Origin of the sequence: Streptomyces purpureus (genome assembly GCF_014648195.1) — a bacterium.
Classification (GTDB): Bacteria; Actinomycetota; Actinomycetes; order Streptomycetales; family Streptomycetaceae; genus Streptomyces; species Streptomyces purpureus.
In genome coordinates this window covers 41,015-56,928 of the sequence record NZ_BMQQ01000008.1, presented here as the reverse complement: position 1 = coordinate 56,928, position 15,914 = coordinate 41,015, and the positions used below count along the sequence as shown (strand labels likewise).

At 70.3% G+C, this 15,914-nt stretch carries 19 protein-coding genes; 9 read left to right on the top strand and 10 right to left on the bottom strand.

Features of this window, described 5'->3' with window-relative positions; translation table 11 throughout:
• Positions 1-59: 59 nt before the first annotated feature.
• Entirely contained in the window at positions 60-914 is an 855-nt protein-coding gene (locus IEZ01_RS12710) for a helix-turn-helix domain-containing protein (protein WP_019888566.1), read from the bottom strand.
• A 12-nt stretch (positions 915-926) separates the two neighbouring features.
• The gene (locus tag IEZ01_RS12705) at positions 927-1,679 is read right to left on the bottom strand and encodes a DUF6879 family protein (RefSeq protein WP_189201726.1); all 753 of its coding nucleotides are present in this window, start codon (positions 1,677-1,679) and stop codon (positions 927-929) included.
• A 172-nt stretch (positions 1,680-1,851) separates the two neighbouring features.
• Here IEZ01_RS12705 and IEZ01_RS12700 point away from each other — a divergent pair, with 172 nt between their 5' ends.
• The 4 genes from IEZ01_RS12700 (at position 1,852) to IEZ01_RS12685 (ending at position 3,379) form a co-directional block, all read left to right on the top strand.
• Positions 1,852-2,088 (top strand): hypothetical protein, encoded by a 237-nt coding sequence (locus IEZ01_RS12700; RefSeq protein ID WP_028797831.1) that lies wholly within the window; start codon positions 1,852-1,854, stop codon positions 2,086-2,088.
• Positions 2,085-2,294 (top strand): hypothetical protein, encoded by a 210-nt coding sequence (locus IEZ01_RS12695; protein ID WP_189201724.1) that lies wholly within the window; start codon positions 2,085-2,087, stop codon positions 2,292-2,294. The genes IEZ01_RS12700 and IEZ01_RS12695 overlap by 4 nt, the downstream gene beginning before the upstream one ends.
• 162 nt (positions 2,295-2,456) lie before the next feature.
• Positions 2,457-2,885, top strand: coding sequence for a glycine-rich domain-containing protein (locus IEZ01_RS12690; protein ID WP_028797830.1), 429 nt, complete (start codon positions 2,457-2,459; stop codon positions 2,883-2,885).
• Entirely contained in the window at positions 2,876-3,379 is a 504-nt protein-coding gene (locus IEZ01_RS12685) for a hypothetical protein (protein WP_019888561.1), read from the top strand. Before IEZ01_RS12690 ends, IEZ01_RS12685 begins: the two co-directional genes overlap by 10 nt.
• Here IEZ01_RS12685 and IEZ01_RS12680 read toward each other — a convergent pair.
• The gene (locus tag IEZ01_RS12680) at positions 3,373-3,708 is read right to left on the bottom strand and encodes a hypothetical protein (protein ID WP_189201722.1); all 336 of its coding nucleotides are present in this window, start codon (positions 3,706-3,708) and stop codon (positions 3,373-3,375) included. The genes IEZ01_RS12685 and IEZ01_RS12680 overlap by 7 nt on opposite strands.
• A gap of 23 nt (positions 3,709-3,731) precedes the next feature.
• Complete coding sequence (locus tag IEZ01_RS12675; RefSeq protein WP_158685694.1) at positions 3,732-4,061, bottom strand: hypothetical protein; 330 nt, start codon at positions 4,059-4,061, stop codon at positions 3,732-3,734.
• Positions 4,062-4,213: 152 nt separating this feature from the next.
• Between IEZ01_RS12675 and IEZ01_RS12670 the strand changes: the two genes are divergently transcribed.
• The 5 genes from IEZ01_RS12670 (at position 4,214) to IEZ01_RS12650 (ending at position 9,623) form a co-directional block, all read left to right on the top strand.
• On the top strand, positions 4,214-4,498 hold the full coding sequence (locus tag IEZ01_RS12670) for a GntR family transcriptional regulator (protein ID WP_019888557.1): 285 nt from the start codon (positions 4,214-4,216) through the stop codon (positions 4,496-4,498).
• A gap of 32 nt (positions 4,499-4,530) precedes the next feature.
• On the top strand, positions 4,531-4,980 hold the full coding sequence (locus tag IEZ01_RS12665; protein ID WP_189201720.1) for a nucleoside deaminase: 450 nt from the start codon (positions 4,531-4,533) through the stop codon (positions 4,978-4,980).
• Positions 4,977-5,894 (top strand): isopenicillin N synthase family dioxygenase, encoded by a 918-nt coding sequence (locus IEZ01_RS12660; RefSeq protein ID WP_189201718.1) that lies wholly within the window; start codon positions 4,977-4,979, stop codon positions 5,892-5,894. Before IEZ01_RS12665 ends, IEZ01_RS12660 begins: the two co-directional genes overlap by 4 nt.
• 108 nt (positions 5,895-6,002) lie before the next feature.
• Positions 6,003-8,063: a hypothetical protein gene (locus tag IEZ01_RS12655; protein ID WP_189201715.1), complete on the top strand. Its 2,061-nt coding sequence runs from the start codon at positions 6,003-6,005 to the stop codon at positions 8,061-8,063.
• Positions 8,064-8,069: 6 nt separating this feature from the next.
• Positions 8,070-9,623 (top strand): ABC transporter substrate-binding protein, encoded by a 1,554-nt coding sequence (locus IEZ01_RS12650; RefSeq protein WP_019888549.1) that lies wholly within the window; start codon positions 8,070-8,072, stop codon positions 9,621-9,623.
• Positions 9,624-9,639: 16 nt separating this feature from the next.
• Here the strand turns inward: IEZ01_RS12650 and IEZ01_RS12645 are convergent, their stop codons facing one another.
• The 6 genes from IEZ01_RS12645 to IEZ01_RS12620 form a co-directional block, all read right to left on the bottom strand.
• Complete coding sequence (locus IEZ01_RS12645) at positions 9,640-10,167, bottom strand: SRPBCC domain-containing protein (protein WP_019888547.1); 528 nt, start codon at positions 10,165-10,167, stop codon at positions 9,640-9,642.
• A 43-nt stretch (positions 10,168-10,210) separates the two neighbouring features.
• Complete coding sequence (gene ccsB / locus IEZ01_RS12640; protein WP_019888545.1) at positions 10,211-11,293, bottom strand: c-type cytochrome biogenesis protein CcsB; 1,083 nt, start codon at positions 11,291-11,293, stop codon at positions 10,211-10,213.
• Positions 11,290-13,038, bottom strand: a complete 1,749-nt coding sequence (gene resB / locus IEZ01_RS12635; protein WP_373287604.1) for a cytochrome c biogenesis protein ResB — start codon at positions 13,036-13,038, stop codon at positions 11,290-11,292. Before resB ends, ccsB begins: the two co-directional genes overlap by 4 nt.
• A gap of 6 nt (positions 13,039-13,044) precedes the next feature.
• Positions 13,045-13,818, bottom strand: coding sequence for a cytochrome c biogenesis CcdA family protein (locus tag IEZ01_RS12630; protein WP_229832925.1), 774 nt, complete (start codon positions 13,816-13,818; stop codon positions 13,045-13,047).
• A 7-nt stretch (positions 13,819-13,825) separates the two neighbouring features.
• Positions 13,826-14,431, bottom strand: a complete 606-nt coding sequence (locus IEZ01_RS12625) for a TlpA family protein disulfide reductase (RefSeq protein WP_019888539.1) — start codon at positions 14,429-14,431, stop codon at positions 13,826-13,828.
• Between the two features lie 77 nt (positions 14,432-14,508).
• Positions 14,509-15,759 carry a polysaccharide deacetylase family protein gene (locus tag IEZ01_RS12620; RefSeq protein WP_189201711.1) on the bottom strand — a complete coding sequence of 417 codons (1,251 nt, stop codon included), beginning with the start codon at positions 15,757-15,759 and terminating at the stop codon, positions 14,509-14,511.
• Between the last annotated feature and the right edge of the window lie 155 nt (positions 15,760-15,914).

The window sequence follows — 15,914 nt, the reverse complement described above, 5'->3', positions numbered from 1 at the left end:
GGGGCGTCCTGCCGATGGGGTCATCGGCGGAGCCGATGACCCAAGAGGGGGCGGTTTCGTCAATCCCGGGGTCTCATCGAGCGGCGGACGCTGTTGATCACATTCTGGGCGTCTGATCCGAACACCGCTGACTCCTTGAGCGTGCGCCAGACCCCCAGGTACATGGCCACGGATTCATCGTCATCGAGCCACAATTCCGCATGCCAGTCCTCGGCAATCACCACCTGCTCGTCAAGGACCCAGAACCCATTCGCAGTGGGGATTCTGAGCGATGCGCCAAGCGGGATGATCCCGAGCTTCACGGTGTCCATCCCGATGACTCCAGTGAGCCGATCGAGCTGGCTGACGAGCACGGAAGGCGGACACACCAACGCGTGCAACGCAGCCTCCCACACCAGTGCGTGGAGGTGCCTGCCGCTCTGGTACAGCCAGTTCTGCCGCTTCATCCTGGCTCGTACCGCCTCGTCGGTGTCGCGAACGGTGCCCTGAAGGTCGGCGTACCGCAGGAAGATGTGCCGCGCGTAGTCGGCGGTCTGAAGCATGCCCGGGATGACCGACTCTTCCCAGGCGTGAATGGTGCGGACCTGGTCGACGGCGGCGTTCCAGTTGTCCTGCACGGGACGATGGCCAGCGGCGAGTTGGCGCCGCCAGGATCGGATGTGTGACTCGAACCCACGAAGCCTGGCGTCCAGTTCCGCGAAGGTGTCGGGCCGGCCAACGGCGTCAGCCCACGCGCGAAGGTCCTCGCTGGTCGCGGTCTGCCGTCCGCCCTCCAACTTGTACACCTTCGAGTGCGGCCAGCCGAGTCGCTCTGCGAGTTGCGTACCGGTGAGCCGGCCGCCAGAGGCGGAGAAGCGCAGCTCTCGCAGGCGCGCGCCGAGGACCTCCCGCGCCTGCTGGTAGTCCGTGCTCACCGGTGCCGCTCACTAGCCCTTCGTGGCGAGCTGAGCCGCGAACTCGTCGTACGGCACGGAGGCGTGCACTGCGGCGTCGCGTACCTGGCAGTAACGCAGCACCTGGGCGGGCTCTGTGACGATTTCAACGTCGTGGAACACGTCCTCATCGTCGAAGCGGAGGATGGCCACCAAGCGGCTGTCGAGAATCCAGAAGTCCTCCTCGGGCAGGTGCGCACGAACGCCGTCCTCGCGCCAGAGATTCCGCACGTCCTCGCCTGTGGCCGCATTGCACCGGGCGTAGCTGAGGAGGAACAGCTGCCCCTCGGTCGGCGGGTTGTCGACCACGCGCACCCGGCCGACGTACTTGCCCGCCTCGGTCTGCCGACGGATGTTCGTGCACCACTCGCTATCGAGGTCCATGGGCGCGGTCCCAGTCCTGAGGAACTCCTCGTACCCCGGGTCCTCGCGGTCGGAGGCGTAGCCGCGGCGGGTCTCCAGGTGCCACGCGGAGTGCTCGAAGTGGTGGAACAACTGGCCGAACTCGTCCAGGCTGATCAGCTTGGGAATGCGCTCCATCTCCTTGGGGCCGTGGTTGACGAGGAGTTCACGCGGTACGGCCACGGCTGCGTCGCCGGGGTCGAAGTGCTGAAGCTGGGCGATGTCATCGGGTTCGGTCAGCGGCCTGCCCTGGACGATGATCTCCCCAGAGTCCAGGTCCTCGTGGAGGGCAGGGCATCCACCACTCTTGCTGTCCGTTCCGTTGAACCGCAGTCGTCGTGCCATGTCGTCTCCCTTGGTGTCGGGCTTGCCGCCACCAGCATCACCGAACTAGCAGTGTGGACCTACAGCGTGCCTTCCCTCGCACGAGACCACAGGAGAACATCCCGTCAGAGTGCGAGAACATTCGAGAACATCGCCTGGTATGCGTCAACAGGCCCTCCCTACGGTCCTCGTCATGGCCACAGAGACGGAAGAACCGACGGCGGTGACGCTGCCACGCATCGGGACCCTGACGCAGCGGCAGCAGCGCGGCCAGGACTGTGTCTGGTGCGGCATCAGCCTGGCCACCGGAACGGCGGTCGACCTCGGCCCGCGCCCGCTCCGGATACTCGACTACACCGCGAACTGGTTCCCACGCGCGTGTCGAAGCCACACCTCGGGCTCGCGTTCGGGCAAGGAGGCGGCCGCGTGAAGCACGACCCCCGCAGCCGCGCCTGCGCCCTGTGCCACTCGATCACCAGCGCCAACGGAGCTCCCGTCATCGTGATCGCGGTGCAGGGCGGAGCGGACGTCTACGCGTGCGCAACACACCGGGCGGAACTGGCTGTCGGGTCGGACGACCCGGTCGTCGCCACCGCCCAATACCAGGACATGGCCCGCCGCCGCACACACCCCTGATCTCCCGCCGGTGGGCGGGAACGTCGAGCCCACCCGCAGGGCGCCGCCCCGGCCTCCTCCTGGCCGGACAGACCGGGACGGCAGCCGGGCTCTTTCCGAGAGCCGGGCGCACGATGGCGTGCGGGTAGGCCGCATGCCGGGCACGCACACAAGGAGCATCGCATGACCGCGACCGCGCTTGAAGTCCGTCACGGTCGGGACCTCGTTCCGCCGCCGCTGTTTCAACGACTTGCCGCATTCTGCGCGGACGAGTACCGCATGGACCTGCCCATGGCCGAACGGGTCATGGACCAGGGCCTGGCGCTCCTCGACTTGATGGGCACGACTGGGGAACCGCTGTCGCCGTCCAAGACGGTCGACCCCGCCTGGCACACCTTCATGCTCCACAGCCAGGAGTACACCGACTGGTGCCGGACACGGTACGGCCGCTACATCCACCACGCCCCCAACTCCCGTTACCGGGACGGCCTCGTGATGCGGCAGGTCGTCGACAGGCTCCGGGCCGCCGGCTACTTCGCCGACGACGCCCTCTGGGGCACGGCAGCCGACTGCAACGAGCCGGCCTGCTGCGGCGACGGGCCGTGCTGCTGACCCCCACCCGCCTGGTCCGTCCGTCCCGCGCCGCCTGCGCGCGGGACGGACGGCGCCCCGTCGAAGGCCGCGAGCACATGCCCGTTGTCGACAGCGACCGCGTCACCGTCTTCCACATGTTTGGCGAGCTATTCGCCTACTCCACTCGCTCCGAAGGCGACATCGCTTGCGGGGAGGTCGGCATCGTCGGCGTCCTTGACCACGATTCCTCCCCGGGCATCCTGTGGACCCTGGCCACCCAGTACTGCCGCGAACGCGACCAGGCCGAGCAGCACGCGCAGTGGATCACGAGCCAGGCGTCCCGGGCCCGCGTCTCCGGCGGTGGCCGGCTGGCGGATCTCCGGGACGCGAGATGGGAGTTCCAGAAGCACAAGGAGCACCGCTTCGGCGCTCTGTACTTCAACCACGAGCTCCTACGGACTGGCCACATGCGCGTCGTTGGCCTCGACCTCGCCCTGCTCAAGGCGCAAGCCGAGGCGGGGCGACGCTACTGAGCCTGCCTGGGCACCGCGTCCGCGGCGTTCAGACCGTGGCAGGGGCACGTGCAGACGAGGAGGCGCACCTCCGGTACGTCGGTCTCGCGGGGTACCCCGTCCCGGCAGCGGTCGTGGCGGCCGACGATGCAGCGCGGAGAGCGGAACTCCGGCTCGGGCGTGGGCGTAAGGGCGCGGGCCAGCAGGGATGCGCTCACCGCGTCGGCGATCTCCGGTGTCACCCACCAGGCGTCGCCCGCACGGTCGCGGTGCGGACCGTCATGGCCCACGGCGAGCACGCAGACCGAGCCGGCCCACACCGGCCGCACGACTTCCGCGGTCGCGAACACGGACCGCCTCGCCCCGCAGCGGCTCACCGCGCACCCCCCGCGTGGATGTTCCGGTGGTCGACGTCCACCCCGACCGTCGCCGGCCACAGCGCGCGCCGCCGCCTGCGCTGCGCCGTCCGCGACGCGGCCGCCGCCAGGTACGGGCGCTCCAGGGGCGAGAGGGCGCCGTCGAGGAGCATCGCCTGCTCCCTGGCGTACGGAGACCGGCGGGCAGGGGCGCGGTGCCGTGGCGCGGGAGACGGCGACGCGGCGCGGGGGCGGTGCCTGCCGGTGGGCGGCAGGGTCAGCACGAGCAGCCAGAGGAGGACCGGAATCCAGGCCCGGCCCAGTCGGCGCGCGATAGGGTTCCGCACGTCATCAACTCCCTGAGTAGTTGGTGGCCATGCCCCGGGAGGTCTAGCCACCTCGCCGGGGTCTTGTCTGTCACGGGGAGCCTATAAGGCATGTATAGCTCTGCATAGCTCACCATTGGTTCGCACAGGTCTTCGGTGCTTACGTTGGTCGTGTGACCGACCGCAGCCAGATCCCCGAGTTCGACCCGCAGGGCCCCCAGCTGGTGTACGTCGCATTGGCCGACCACATCGCCGCCCGTATCGCGGCCGGACAGCTGGCCCCAGGCGCCCGTCTGCCCGCCGAGCGGGACCTCGCCGAGGAATACGGAGTCGCCTACCTAACGGTCCGTCGCGCAGCCCGCGTCCTGCGCGAGCGAGGCCTGATCCTGACCGTTCACGGCAAGGGCACATTCGTCGTCGATCCGCTGCCGACGGACGAGGACCAGCAGCGGGTGTGACGTCCTCGCCCCGCCGGGGAAGAGTCACCTCCATGGACCACGACCAAGCCCACCGGTGGCTCGCCACCGCCGTCGCCGAGGCGCGGGCCGGGCTCGCCGAGGGCGGGATTCCCATCGGGGCCGCGCTGTACGGGCCCGACGGCACCGTCCTCGGGCGCGGGCACAACCGGCGGGTGCAGGACGGCGATCCGTCGGCGCACGCGGAGACCGACGCCTTCCGGGCGGCCGGCCGGCAGCGTTCGTACCGCGGTACGACGATGGTCACCACCCTGTCCCCGTGCTGGTACTGCAGCGGCCTGGTCCGGCAGTTCGCCATCGGCCGGGTCGTGGTCGGCGAGGCCGAGACGTTCCACGGCGGGCACGACTGGCTCGCCGCCCACGGCGTGGAGATCGTGGTGCTCGACGACGCCGAGTGCGTCGCCCTCATGCGCGACTTCATCGCCGCCCGCCCCGCGCTCTGGAACGAGGACATCGGCGCATGACCGACACCCCCGGGACCCCCGTCCCCACCATCGACCTGCGTGACGATCCGGCCGCCCAGCGCGCCGTCGTCGACCGCGCCCTGCGCACCGCCGGATTTCTGCTGGTCACCGGCCATGGCGTCGACCCCGGCCTGCGGGCGGAGATCCGGGCCGAGGCGCGCCGGTTCTTCCGCCTGCCCGCCGCCGCGAAGGAGCCGTACGCCGTGAAGGTCGGCGGGCGCGGCTGGCTGGGCCCCGGCGCCGAGGCCAACGGCTACGCGGAGGGCACCGAGACCCCGCCCGACCTCAAGGAGTCGCTGTCGTTCGCGGCGGACGAGCCGACCGGCGACCCGGCCGTGGACGCCGAGTGGTTCCGGCCCAACACCTGGCCCGCCGAGACACCCGCCCTCGAACCGCTGGTCACCACCTACCTGGCGCAGATGCGGGCGCTCTCCGACCACCTCCTGGCCCGCCTGGGCAGCGCACTCGGCGAGGGCGAGGACTTCTTCACCCGGCACACCGCCCACCCCACCTGGGGCTTCAACATCAACTGGTACCCCGGCGCGGACACCGTCGGACCCGCCCGGCCGGGGCAGTTCCGGATCGGGCCGCACACCGACTTCGGCACCGTCACCGTCCTGGACCGGCAGGCCGGAAAGGGCGGGCTCCAGGTGTACACCGACAAACACGGCTGGCAGGACGCTCCCTACGACCCGGCCGCGTTCACCATCAACATCGGCGACCTGATGGCCCACTGGACCGGCGGGCGCTGGCGCTCGGGCCGCCACCGCGTCCTGCCGCCGCCCGTCGACGCCCCCGCCGAGGAACTGATGTCGCTCGTCTACTTCTACGAGTGCACCCCCGGCACCACCATCGGCGGCGTCGAATCCCACACGTACCTGCGGGGCCGGCTCGACGCGATCACCGCCGGCTGACGAAACCTCCCCGAGATCCACCGAATCCTTGCCCAGATCCCAACTCCCTGTCGATATTCTGAACTTGACGCTGTGACAGGAAGTGTCCCGTGACACTGGGGGGTGGCGGTGGACAGAGAACTGTACGGCCGTGAGGCGGTCCTCGAACCCGCCGGTCTCACCGCGCGCCTGACCGGACTCACCCCGTACAGCTTCACCCCCGTCCCCTACGAACACCCCGACGACCCGCCCGTCACCGTCTTCACCGGCGGCCGCGGCATGGGCAAGACCGCCCTGCTCAAACAGATCCGCAACGCCTACCGCGGCGGCACCCCGCTCGCCCTTCTCGACTGCGCCCACATCGAACCGCCCGCCGACCACGGCCCCGGCTGGAACCCGCTCACCGGCGCCCTCGCCGAACTCGCAGTCCAGCTCGCCCCACGCATCCACAGCGCCAAGACCGTCCAGTTCCCCCGGCTCTCCCTCGGCCTCGTCGCCGTCGCCTCCATCGGCTGGTCCCAGGAGGACGACGAACGCGCCCGCCGCGACCTCCAGCGCCTCGGCCCGGTCCTGGCCACCGTCGACGCCACCAAAGGCGCCGCCGCCACCTGGGTCACCAAGGTCCTCGCCAAACTCGCCGCCAGCGCCGCCGAATCCACCGCCCCGCTCGCCGGACTCCTCGCCGAAGCCACCGTCGAAACCGTCCTCGAAGAGGTCTTCGGCCGCTTCCAGCAGAAGTCCGACGCCTGGTACGGCTCCTACCGCAACGCCGGCGGCCGCGGAAAGGCCGGCCTCCAGCAACTCGCCATCGACTTCGAGCAGGGCGGCCGGCGCCGCACCGAGGCCGAGGACTTCCTCGTCGGCGCCCTCGTCGAGGACCTCGGCCGCGCCTACACCGGACTCACCCGCCGCGGCACCCGCCGCGGCCGCCCCCTCGTCCTTCTCGACAACGCCCACCTCCCCCTCGGCCGCCGCCTCGTCGAACCGCTCCTGCGCGAACGCGCCACCGGACGGCGCGACCAGATCGTCGTCATGGCCTCCTCCCGCGTCCGCGACCACGCCGGACTGCGCCACGCCACCCGGCTGCGGCTGCCCGAGACCGCCCACCGCGCCCCCTGCCCCCGCGGCGCCGACATCACCTCCGGCATCCTCGCCGTGGAACTCACCCCGCTCAGCCCGGCCCACACCCAGCGCGCCTTCGACCGCCACGACCCCGCCGGCCGCACCCCCGCCGAACTCGCCCGCGCCGCCCACCGCCTCACCGGCGGCCGCCCGCTCGGCGTCACCCTCCTCAGCCGCGCCGCCGGCCAGGCCCCCGCCCGGCTTCGCCCCACCCTCACCCCCGGCGCCCTCCTCGACCTCACCGTCGAACTGCGCGAGGACACCCCGCCCAGGCCCGTCGCCGCCACCCTCCTCGGCGAACTCCTCCCCGGCCTGCGCCCCGACCCGCTCGCCGTCCTCGCCGCCGCCCACGACGAGGACTCCGCCCGCACCCTCGCCCGCACCCGGCTCCGCGGCGAATCCCCCGACGGCGACCTCGTCCTGCGCGTACGGGACCTGCTCCACGCCGACGACTGGCCCAGCGGACCGAGGCACTTCGTCGGCGACCCGCTGCTGCGCGCCCTGCTGCTGCACCGGCTGCGCTTCCACGACGCCGACCACCCCGCCTACACCGCCTGGCGCGCCGTCCACGAAACCCTCCACGGCCTCTACGGCCCCGACCCAGGCCCGTACCGCCTCCACCAGGACCTCGCGCTCGGCCGCACCGAGGACGCCGTGACCCGGCTACGGCTCGACTTCCCCCAGCCGGACATCACCGGCTGGCTGGGCCGGCTCACGTTCATCGCTTCCGCGCCCCACCCGCGCGAACAGCACCGCGCCGCAGCCGACCCCCGCCGCGCCGTCGCCCTCGGCCAGGACGTCCCCGAACTGCCCCCCGGCGTCGAGGAGGACGCCGCCGAACTCCACCTCTGCCTGCGGCGGCTCCTGCACGCCGTATGGCTGCTGACCGATCCGCTCGCCCTGCCGGACGACGACGTCGTGGAGCGGATGGCGCACGAACTGCGCCAGCTCTCCGGGCGCCACCGCACCGGCAGCAGTCCGCTGTGGGACGCGGCCACCCACTGGCCGAAGGACATCCGCGCCTGGCGGGACCTGACGGTGCCGCCCGGAAGCGAGGACGGAGCCTGAGCACCCATGCCCAACCGGCTGCGCTACCGCGTCTTCTACACCGCCCGGCAGAAGGTCGTCACCTCCGTGATCACCCTCGCCGTCACCGTCGGCGCCACGCTCTACGTCGTCGACACCGTCAACGACCCGGAGGACCGTTCCTGCGCCCCCGGCGTCGCCCGCCCCCAGGGCAGCACCGAATGCGTCGGCGTCAACGGCACCGGACACGACTTCGGCGTCCCCGCCCTGCGCGAGGTCGCCACCGCCATCGCCCGCGAGAACGCCACCCTCGGCAGCGGCGACCACGTCACCGTCGCCATCCTGCTGCCGATCACCTCCACCGACACCGGCATGAGCGGCAAGGTCCTGCACGAACTCCAGGGCGCCTACGCCCAGCAGTACCGCGCCAACCACGAGTCCAACGACCAGAAGCCCCGCATCCGCCTCGTCCTCGCCAACACCGGCAAAGGCAACGCCCACTGGCGCACCACCGTCGACCAGCTCAAGACGATGACCGGCGCCCCGGACCAGCTGCGCGCCGTCTCCGGCGTCGCCACCAGCTCCACCGAGATACGCGACGCGGTCACCGAACTCACCAAATCCGGTGTCGCCGTCGTCGGCACCACCATCACCGCCGACGACATCGCCAACGGGCCCGGCCGCAACCGCTACCCCGGCCTCGCCCGGGTCTCCCCCACCAACGGCGACGAGGCCCGCGCCCTGGCCGCCTTCGGCAAGGTGGACGCCGCCAAGGCGATCCTCGTCCAGGACACCCGCACCGGCGACCACTACACCGACACCCTCAAATCCGCCTTCGCCGCCTCCCTCAAGGGCAAAGCACCCTACGAGCCGCAGCTGTTCACCTCACCCGCCGACATGACCGAGGAAGGCACCACCGCCAACACCTTCCGGCAGATCACCCACCTCATCTGCGACACCACCGCCGAGACGGTCTTCTTCGCCGGCCGCCACACCCAGCTGCGCCAGTTCATCAACGCGCTCGGCGCCCGCGGCTGCAAGAGCCGCGCCTTCACCGTCCTCACCGGCGACGAGGGCTCCTACCTCGGCGGCGACAAGAAACTCGACCGCGCGGCCCTGCGCGCCAAGGTGACCGTCCGCTACGCCTCGCTGGCCCACCCCGACGCCTGGAAGCCCGTCCCCGGCCGACCCGTCCCCACCACAGGCGGCTCCACCGCCGCGTACGACACGTTCGTCACCACGCTCGCCCGCGCCGCCCGCGCCCCCAGCGGCCCGATCGGCCCCATCGCGCTCGCCGACGGGCAGTCGATCGTCGCGTACGACGCCATGGCGACCGCCGTCCACGCCATCCGCCAGGCCACCCCGACCGGCAGCACCCTGCCGGAACTGCGCGACGTCGGCGCGCAGTGGCCCCAGGTGAAGGGCTCCCTGCGGGTGGAGGGCGCGAGCGGCTGGATCTGCCTCGACAACTACGGCAACCCGTACAACAAAGCGGTGCCGATCGTGGAGCTCGCCCTCGACGGCAGCCAGCGCTTCGTGCAGATGGCCTGGCCGGAGGGCCACCCCCCGAAGGACAACTGCCTCCCGCCCGGAAAGGGCTGACAGCCCGCGCGCAGGCTCAGGGCTCCCAGCGCGGCCAGCGCGCCTCCTCGCGTTCGTACGTCTCGCGCAGCTCGCGCCACCGCTCCGGCGTCCAGGTCAGCCAGTCCGTGGGCCGGCCCTCCAGCGCCGACTCCAGCAGCTCGAAGTGGTGGTGCCAGCCCGCAAGGCAGTCCAGGCGCAGCTCGTCGGAGCCCTGGAACTCGTTGGTGAAACGCAGGACCGTACCGCCGTCCCGGGCCGGCTCCAGATGGAAGCGGATCCGGCCGTGCGGCTCCTCGACGGTGTACTCGGCGACGTACTCCGGGTCCCACGCCGTGACCCGGCCGGAGACCACCGTCTCGCTGTTCAGCCACCGCAGCGTCACCGCTCCGCCGAGCCGTGGCTCCAAGGGGTCGGCCGCCGCGAGCCACTGCGGAAGTCCCTCCGGAGTGGCCACGGCGGCCCAGACCCGCACCATCTCGTGCGGCAGGCTCAGCACGTACCGCAGCACATGCGTGTCGCCTCGGGTCTCACTCGCACCGCGGGGTATCGCTTCGGCGGCCATACCTCCAGCGTCACCCGGACGGCCCCAGGGCGCGAGCCGGGGCTCAGACGCCCGCGTAGGAGTGCTTGCTGTTCACGAAGATGTTGACGCCGTAGTAGTTGAAGAGGAAGCAGCCGAAGGCGATCAGCGCGATGTACGCGGCCTTGCGGCCCTTCCAGCCGGCCGTCGCCCGGGCGTGCAGGTACGCGGCGTAGGCGACCCAGGTGATGAACGACCAGACCTCCTTGGCGTCCCAGCCCCAGTAGCGGCCCCATGCGTCACCGGCCCAGATCGCGCCCGCGATGATCGTGAACGTCCACAGCGGGAAGATCGCCGCGTTGATCCGGTAGGCGAACTTGTCCAGGCTCGCGGCCGCCGGCAGCCGCTCCAGGACGGACCGCGCGAACGCGCCCGGCTCACCCCCGGTCGCCAGCTTGTCCTCGTAGGAGTCACGGAAGAGGTACAGCAGCGTGGCGACCGCGCCGAGGTAGAACACCGCCCCGCAGAAGATCGCGGTGGAGACGTGGATCCACAGCCAGTACGAGTGCAGCGCCGGGACCAGCTGGTCGCTCTCGGTGTAGAGCCAGGTCGTGGCCACACCCAGGTCGAGCAGGACGGTGGTGACCAGCGGCAGGCCGATCCAGCGGACGTTCTTCTTCGCGAGAAGGAAACCGAGGTACGCGCCTACCGCCACCGTCGAGAAGGTGGTGGAGAACTCGTACATGTTGCCCCAGGGGGCCCGCTGCACCGACAGCGCCCGGGTGACGACACCGGCCGCCTCGACCAGGAACGCGAGGACGGTCAGCGAGACGGCGATCCGCCCGTACAGGTCGCCCTTGACGGTGCCGCCGGCCGCGCCGGGGCCGTCGGGAACCTCGCGCCGGCCCGCGGCGGCCCGGGTGACCACCTTCGGCCTGTCGAGGACGGCGGTGGAGCCGGCCTGCCCCTTCACCTGGACGGTGACCGAGGCGGCGGCGGCCGCGGGGGCGGTCAGGGCGGCGGCGGTACGGCCGACCTTGCTGCGGCTGCCGAAGACCCACTCGGCGATATGGGCGAGGAAGGCGAGGGTGTAGACGGCCATCGAGGAGTAGATGAGCGTGTTGCTCATCTGCGCCAGGCTCTCGTTGGTCGCGGCGGCGATGATCACTTCTCGTGCCCTTCGGCAGGAACGGCTGCTTCGTCGGCTTCGGGTTCTTCAGGGGTGTCCGGGGCGGTGGGCGCCTCGGCGTGGAGCGTCAGGGCCAGCTCGCCCAGCTCCTCGGGCAGTCGGGTGGACTCGCTGCGGCCGAGTCCGGCCATCTCGACGACGGTCACACCGTCGGCGCCGCGCACGGCCCGGACCCAGATCCGGCGCCGCTGGATGAACAGCGAGCCGGCCAGGCCCGCGATGGCGGCGATCGCCCCGGCGAGCGCGAGGCCGTTGCCGGGCTGCTGGGAGACCTGGAAGCTGGCCCACTCCTTGATCTCCTTCTCGAAGGTGATCGAGCCCGCACCGCCCGGCAGCGTCATGGTCTCGCCGGGGATCAGCCGCTGGGCGACCTGCCCGTTCTCACCGACCGTGAACTGCTTCATCTTGCTGGTGTCCAGCTGGTACACGTTCTGCGGCAGACCGCCGTCGACGCGCAGGTCGCCGGTGTAGCCGGTGACCGCCATCACGGGGAAGTCCAGCGCCGGGAACTGCGAGAACATGTTGCCCTGCCCGGCGCCGGCGAAGGTCGGCACGAAGAACGCCTTGAAGCCGAGCTGGGTCTTCTTGCCGGTCTTCGGGTCGCGGTAGCCGTCCATCACCTTGATAGCGCCGGTGGAGGTGATGTTGTTGTCGATCGGCAGCAGCGGCACGGCGCCCTTGAAGACGACCTTGCCCTTGCCGTCCTTGACGGTGACGACCGGCGCGTAGCCGTGCGCGATCAGATACACCTTCGAACCGTCGACGTTCAGCGGCTCGTTGACCCGGATGACGGCCTTCTTCTGCGCCTCACCCGGCCTGCCGTAGGTGACGGCGGCCTCGAAGGTACGCGGAGTGCCGCGCTGCGGCCCCGACCGCTCGTACGTGCCGGTGAACTTGTCCAGGTCGAAGCTGAACGGCACGAGCTCGTCGGTGCTGAACAGCGACCCGGACTTGAAGTCGTCGTACTGCGTGAGCGTGTTGGAGAAGGCGTCGCCCTCGACGATCAGCTTGCCGCCCTCGGACTTGAAGAGCTGTCCGGTGGCGAAGGCGACCAGCATCACGATCAGCGCGATGTGGAAGAGGAGGTTGCCCGCCTCCCGCAGATAGCCCTTCTCGGCGGCGACCGCGTCACCGGCGACGTGCGCGCGGAAGCCGCGCTTCTTCAGCAGCGCGAGGGCCGCCTCGCGGATCTGCTCCGGCTCGGTCTCGCTGCGCCAGGTGGTGTACGCGGGCAGCCGGGTCAGGCGGCCGGGGGCGCCCGGCGGGCGGCCGCGGAGCTGGCCGACGAACTGCCAGCTGCGGGGCACGATGCAGCCGATGAGGGAGACGAAGAGCAGGATGTAGATCGCGGAGAACCACACCGAGCCGTAGACGTCGAAGAGCTGGAGCTTCTCGTATATCGGCGTGAGGGTCTCGTGGGCGTCCTTGAAGGCCTGCGCCTTCAGCTCGTCCACGCTGTTCTGCGGGATCAGGGAGCCGGGGATCGCGCCGAGGGAGAGCAGGAACAGCAGGATCAGCGCGACCCGCATGGAGGTCAGCTGCCGCCAGAACCAGCGGATCCAGCCGACGACGCCGAGCGTCGGACCGCCGATCGCGTTCTCCTCGCGGGGCGCGGTCGACAGCTGGGCCCCGGCCTCACCGAGCTCGTGCGCCCCCTCGGCCCCCGTCGGAGACTCGGAAGCGGCCTCGGAAGCAGCCTTGTTCATGGAATCGGCCTTGCTCATTGGTACTCAGATCCCCACCGTGAAGCCGTCGGCCCAGCTCTGCATCGTCTGCACCAGCGTGTCCCACACACCTGTGAGAAGCAGCAGACCCGTCGCGATCATCATCACTCCGCCGATCCGCATCACCCACGCGTAGTGCTTCTTCACCCAGCCGAAGGCGCCGAGCGCCTTGCGGAAGGCGACGGCCGCGACGACGAAGGGCACGCCGAGGCCCAGGCAGAAGGCGACCATCAGTATCGCCCCCCGTCCCGCGCTGGCCTCGCTGAAGGCGAGCATGTTCACCGACGTGAGGGTCGGGCCGAAGCAGGGCGACCAGCCGACGCCGAAGAGCACGCCGAGGACCGGCGCGCCGGCGAGTCCGGCGGTGGGCCGCTTGTGGAAGCGGAATTCGCGCTGGGTGATCCAGGGCATCAGACCCATGAAGAGCAGGCCCATCAGGACCATCAGCACACCGGCGACCTTGGAGAGTATCTCCCGGTGGCCGACCAGGCTGGTGCCGAAGTTGCCGAAGAGGGCGCCGCCGGAGACGAAGACGGCGGTGAAGCCGAGGACGAACAGGCTCGCGCCGGCGACCATCCGGCCGCGGCGGGCCTCGGCCAGGTCGGTGCCGCTGACCCCGGTGACGTAGCTGAGGTAGCCGGGTACGAGCGGCAGCACGCAGGGCGAGAAGAACGAGACCAGACCGCCGATGACGGCGATCGGCAGCGCGAGCATCATCGCTCCGCTGTAGACGGTCTCGTTGCGGCCGAATTCGTCGGCGGCCGCGGCTGCGAGGGTCAGCACGCGATCACTTCTCCGCGACCAGCGGGTCGATCAGCTGGCGGAGCCTGGTTTCGTTGAGGGCCATCAGGGCCCGTCCCGCGATCTTTCCGTCCTTGTCGAGGACGATCGTGGAGGGAATACCGGCCGGATTCAGGCTGCCCTTGGGGAAGCCGTTCACGATCAGCTTTCCGGCCGGGTCGTACAGGCTCGGGTAGGTGATGCCGTAGTCCTTCTCGAAGGCGATCGCGGGCTGTTTGTTGGGGTCGCGGGTATTGATCCCGACGAACTCCACGCCCTTGGCCTTGAGCTCCTTGGAGACCTTGGCGAAATGCGGCGCCTCGGCCCGGCACGGCGGGCACCACGATCCCCACAGGTTCATGACGACGACCTTGCCCTTGAGGTCGGCGACGTCGAGCTGCTTGCCGTCGAGGGTCTCGCCGACGAGCTTGTTGGGTGCCTTGCGCTCGCCCTTGGCGACGGTTTCGACACCGCCCGTACTGGCGACGAAGTTGGTGTCTCCGCCTCCGCCGGACTTGCCGTTGCTGTCCGAGCTGCAGGCCGTCAGGGCAAGGGCGGCCGAGAGGGCTCCGACGGCGAGCAGGGTGCGTCGGGGGGCGCGGCTAAGGCTCATGTGAAAAGTTTCGCATGGGCGTTCCACGGATCTTGGCCGCCCCCCTCGGTGCCCGTAAAGCCCCTTGTCAAGCCCGACTAAACGGCGCGCAGGAAGCCGTTCCAGCCGCCGGCCGGTGTTTGTCCGACGCCGAGCGTGCGGAGCTTGGCGAGGATCTTCGGGTCCTGTACGTCCAGCCAGTCCACGAACTGCCGGAACGAGACCAGCCTCACATCCTTCTTGCCGGCCATGCCCTTCAGGGCCTCTTCGACGGCGTCCATGTAGATGCCGCCGTTCCACTGTTCGAAGTGGTTGCCGATGAAGAGCGGCGCGCGATTGGACTCGTACGCGCGCGTGAATCCGGCGAGATACGCCTCGGTGGCCTGCTTGCGCCAGCCGGGAAAGCGCGAGGGCATGCCCTGCGTCGAATTCTTGGACTGATTGGCGAGGATGTTGTAGTCCATCGAGAGCACCTCGAAGGAGTGTCCGGGGAAGGGGACGGCCTGCAGCGGCAGGTCCCAGAGGCCCTGGCGCTTGGCGGGCCAGCGCTGGGTGCCGCCGGGGGAGCTGGCGTCGTAGCGCCAGCCGAGCTTTTTTGCGGTGGGCAGCAGCTTGTCCTGGCCGAGCAGGCACGGGGTGCGGGCGCCGACGAGCTCCTTGCGGTAGTCGAAGGGGAGCGGGTCGAGGTCGCGCCGGCCGGTGTTGGTCTTCCACTCGGTGACGAACTTCACCGCCTGGTCGATCTCGCTCTGCCAGTCGGCGGACGACCAGTTGCCGACGGAGCCGCGCCCGCCGCAGAAGTGGCCGTTGAAGTGCGTGCCTATCTCATGGCCGTCGAGCCAGGCCTGGCGGACGCAGGCGAGCGTCCGCCGGATGTTCTCGTCCTTGAGGTAGCCGATGTCGGAGGCGCCTATGCCGTTGTTCGGCGGGCGGTAGAGGGTCTTCTTCGACTCCGGCAGGAGGTAGAGCCCGGAGAGGAAGAACGTCATCGCGGCGCCGTGGTCCTTGGCGAGCTTCAGGAAGCGGGGGAAGAGGCCGTTGCCGACCTCGCCGGCGCCGTCCCAGGAGAAGACGACGAACTGCGGGGGCGTCTGGCCCGGTTCGAGCGGGACGGGCCGCTGGGGCTGGTGGGGCTGCTTGCCGGTGTCGGCGGTGGAACCGTCCCCGAGGGGTCGGCCGTCGGAGGAGGGAGAGGGGTTCGGCCGGTCGCCCGGATCACCCTTCCCCTGACCGTCTTGCCCGGATGTGCCGTTTTCGCCCTTGCTCGTGGAGGTGCAGCCCGCGATCCCGATCGCCGCCGCGGCTCCCGCACCCGCACCGAGCAGGCCCCTTCGACTGATCCCTCGCATATCGACCCCATTCGCGATTTGTCATTCAAACCGGCAATAGGTGAGATGCGGGAACGGACCTACAGGTTCCGGATATCAGAACAAACTTTCAGGGGCGGCCGTATGACATCCCGTCAACGACCGCCCCTGAAGAGAAGCTGAAGAGATTGAGACTC

Coding starts and splice junctions, on each gene's coding strand:
- IEZ01_RS12625 (WP_019888539.1), bottom strand. CDS start 14,431: ATGAGCCTTAGCCGCGCCCCCCGACGCACCCTGCTCGCCGTCGGAGCC.
- IEZ01_RS12665 (WP_189201720.1), top strand. CDS start 4,531: ATGGACCACGACCAAGCCCACCGGTGGCTCGCCACCGCCGTCGCCGAG.
- IEZ01_RS12660 (WP_189201718.1), top strand. CDS start 4,977: ATGACCGACACCCCCGGGACCCCCGTCCCCACCATCGACCTGCGTGAC.
- IEZ01_RS12690 (WP_028797830.1), top strand. CDS start 2,457: ATGACCGCGACCGCGCTTGAAGTCCGTCACGGTCGGGACCTCGTTCCG.
- IEZ01_RS12620 (WP_189201711.1), bottom strand. CDS start 15,759: ATGCGAGGGATCAGTCGAAGGGGCCTGCTCGGTGCGGGTGCGGGAGCC.
- IEZ01_RS12700 (WP_028797831.1), top strand. CDS start 1,852: ATGGCCACAGAGACGGAAGAACCGACGGCGGTGACGCTGCCACGCATC.
- IEZ01_RS12650 (WP_019888549.1), top strand. CDS start 8,070: ATGCCCAACCGGCTGCGCTACCGCGTCTTCTACACCGCCCGGCAGAAG.
- IEZ01_RS12705 (WP_189201726.1), bottom strand. CDS start 1,679: ATGGCACGACGACTGCGGTTCAACGGAACGGACAGCAAGAGTGGTGGA.
- IEZ01_RS12645 (WP_019888547.1), bottom strand. CDS start 10,167: ATGGCCGCCGAAGCGATACCCCGCGGTGCGAGTGAGACCCGAGGCGAC.
- resB (WP_373287604.1), bottom strand. CDS start 13,038: ATGAGCAAGGCCGATTCCATGAACAAGGCTGCTTCCGAGGCCGCTTCC.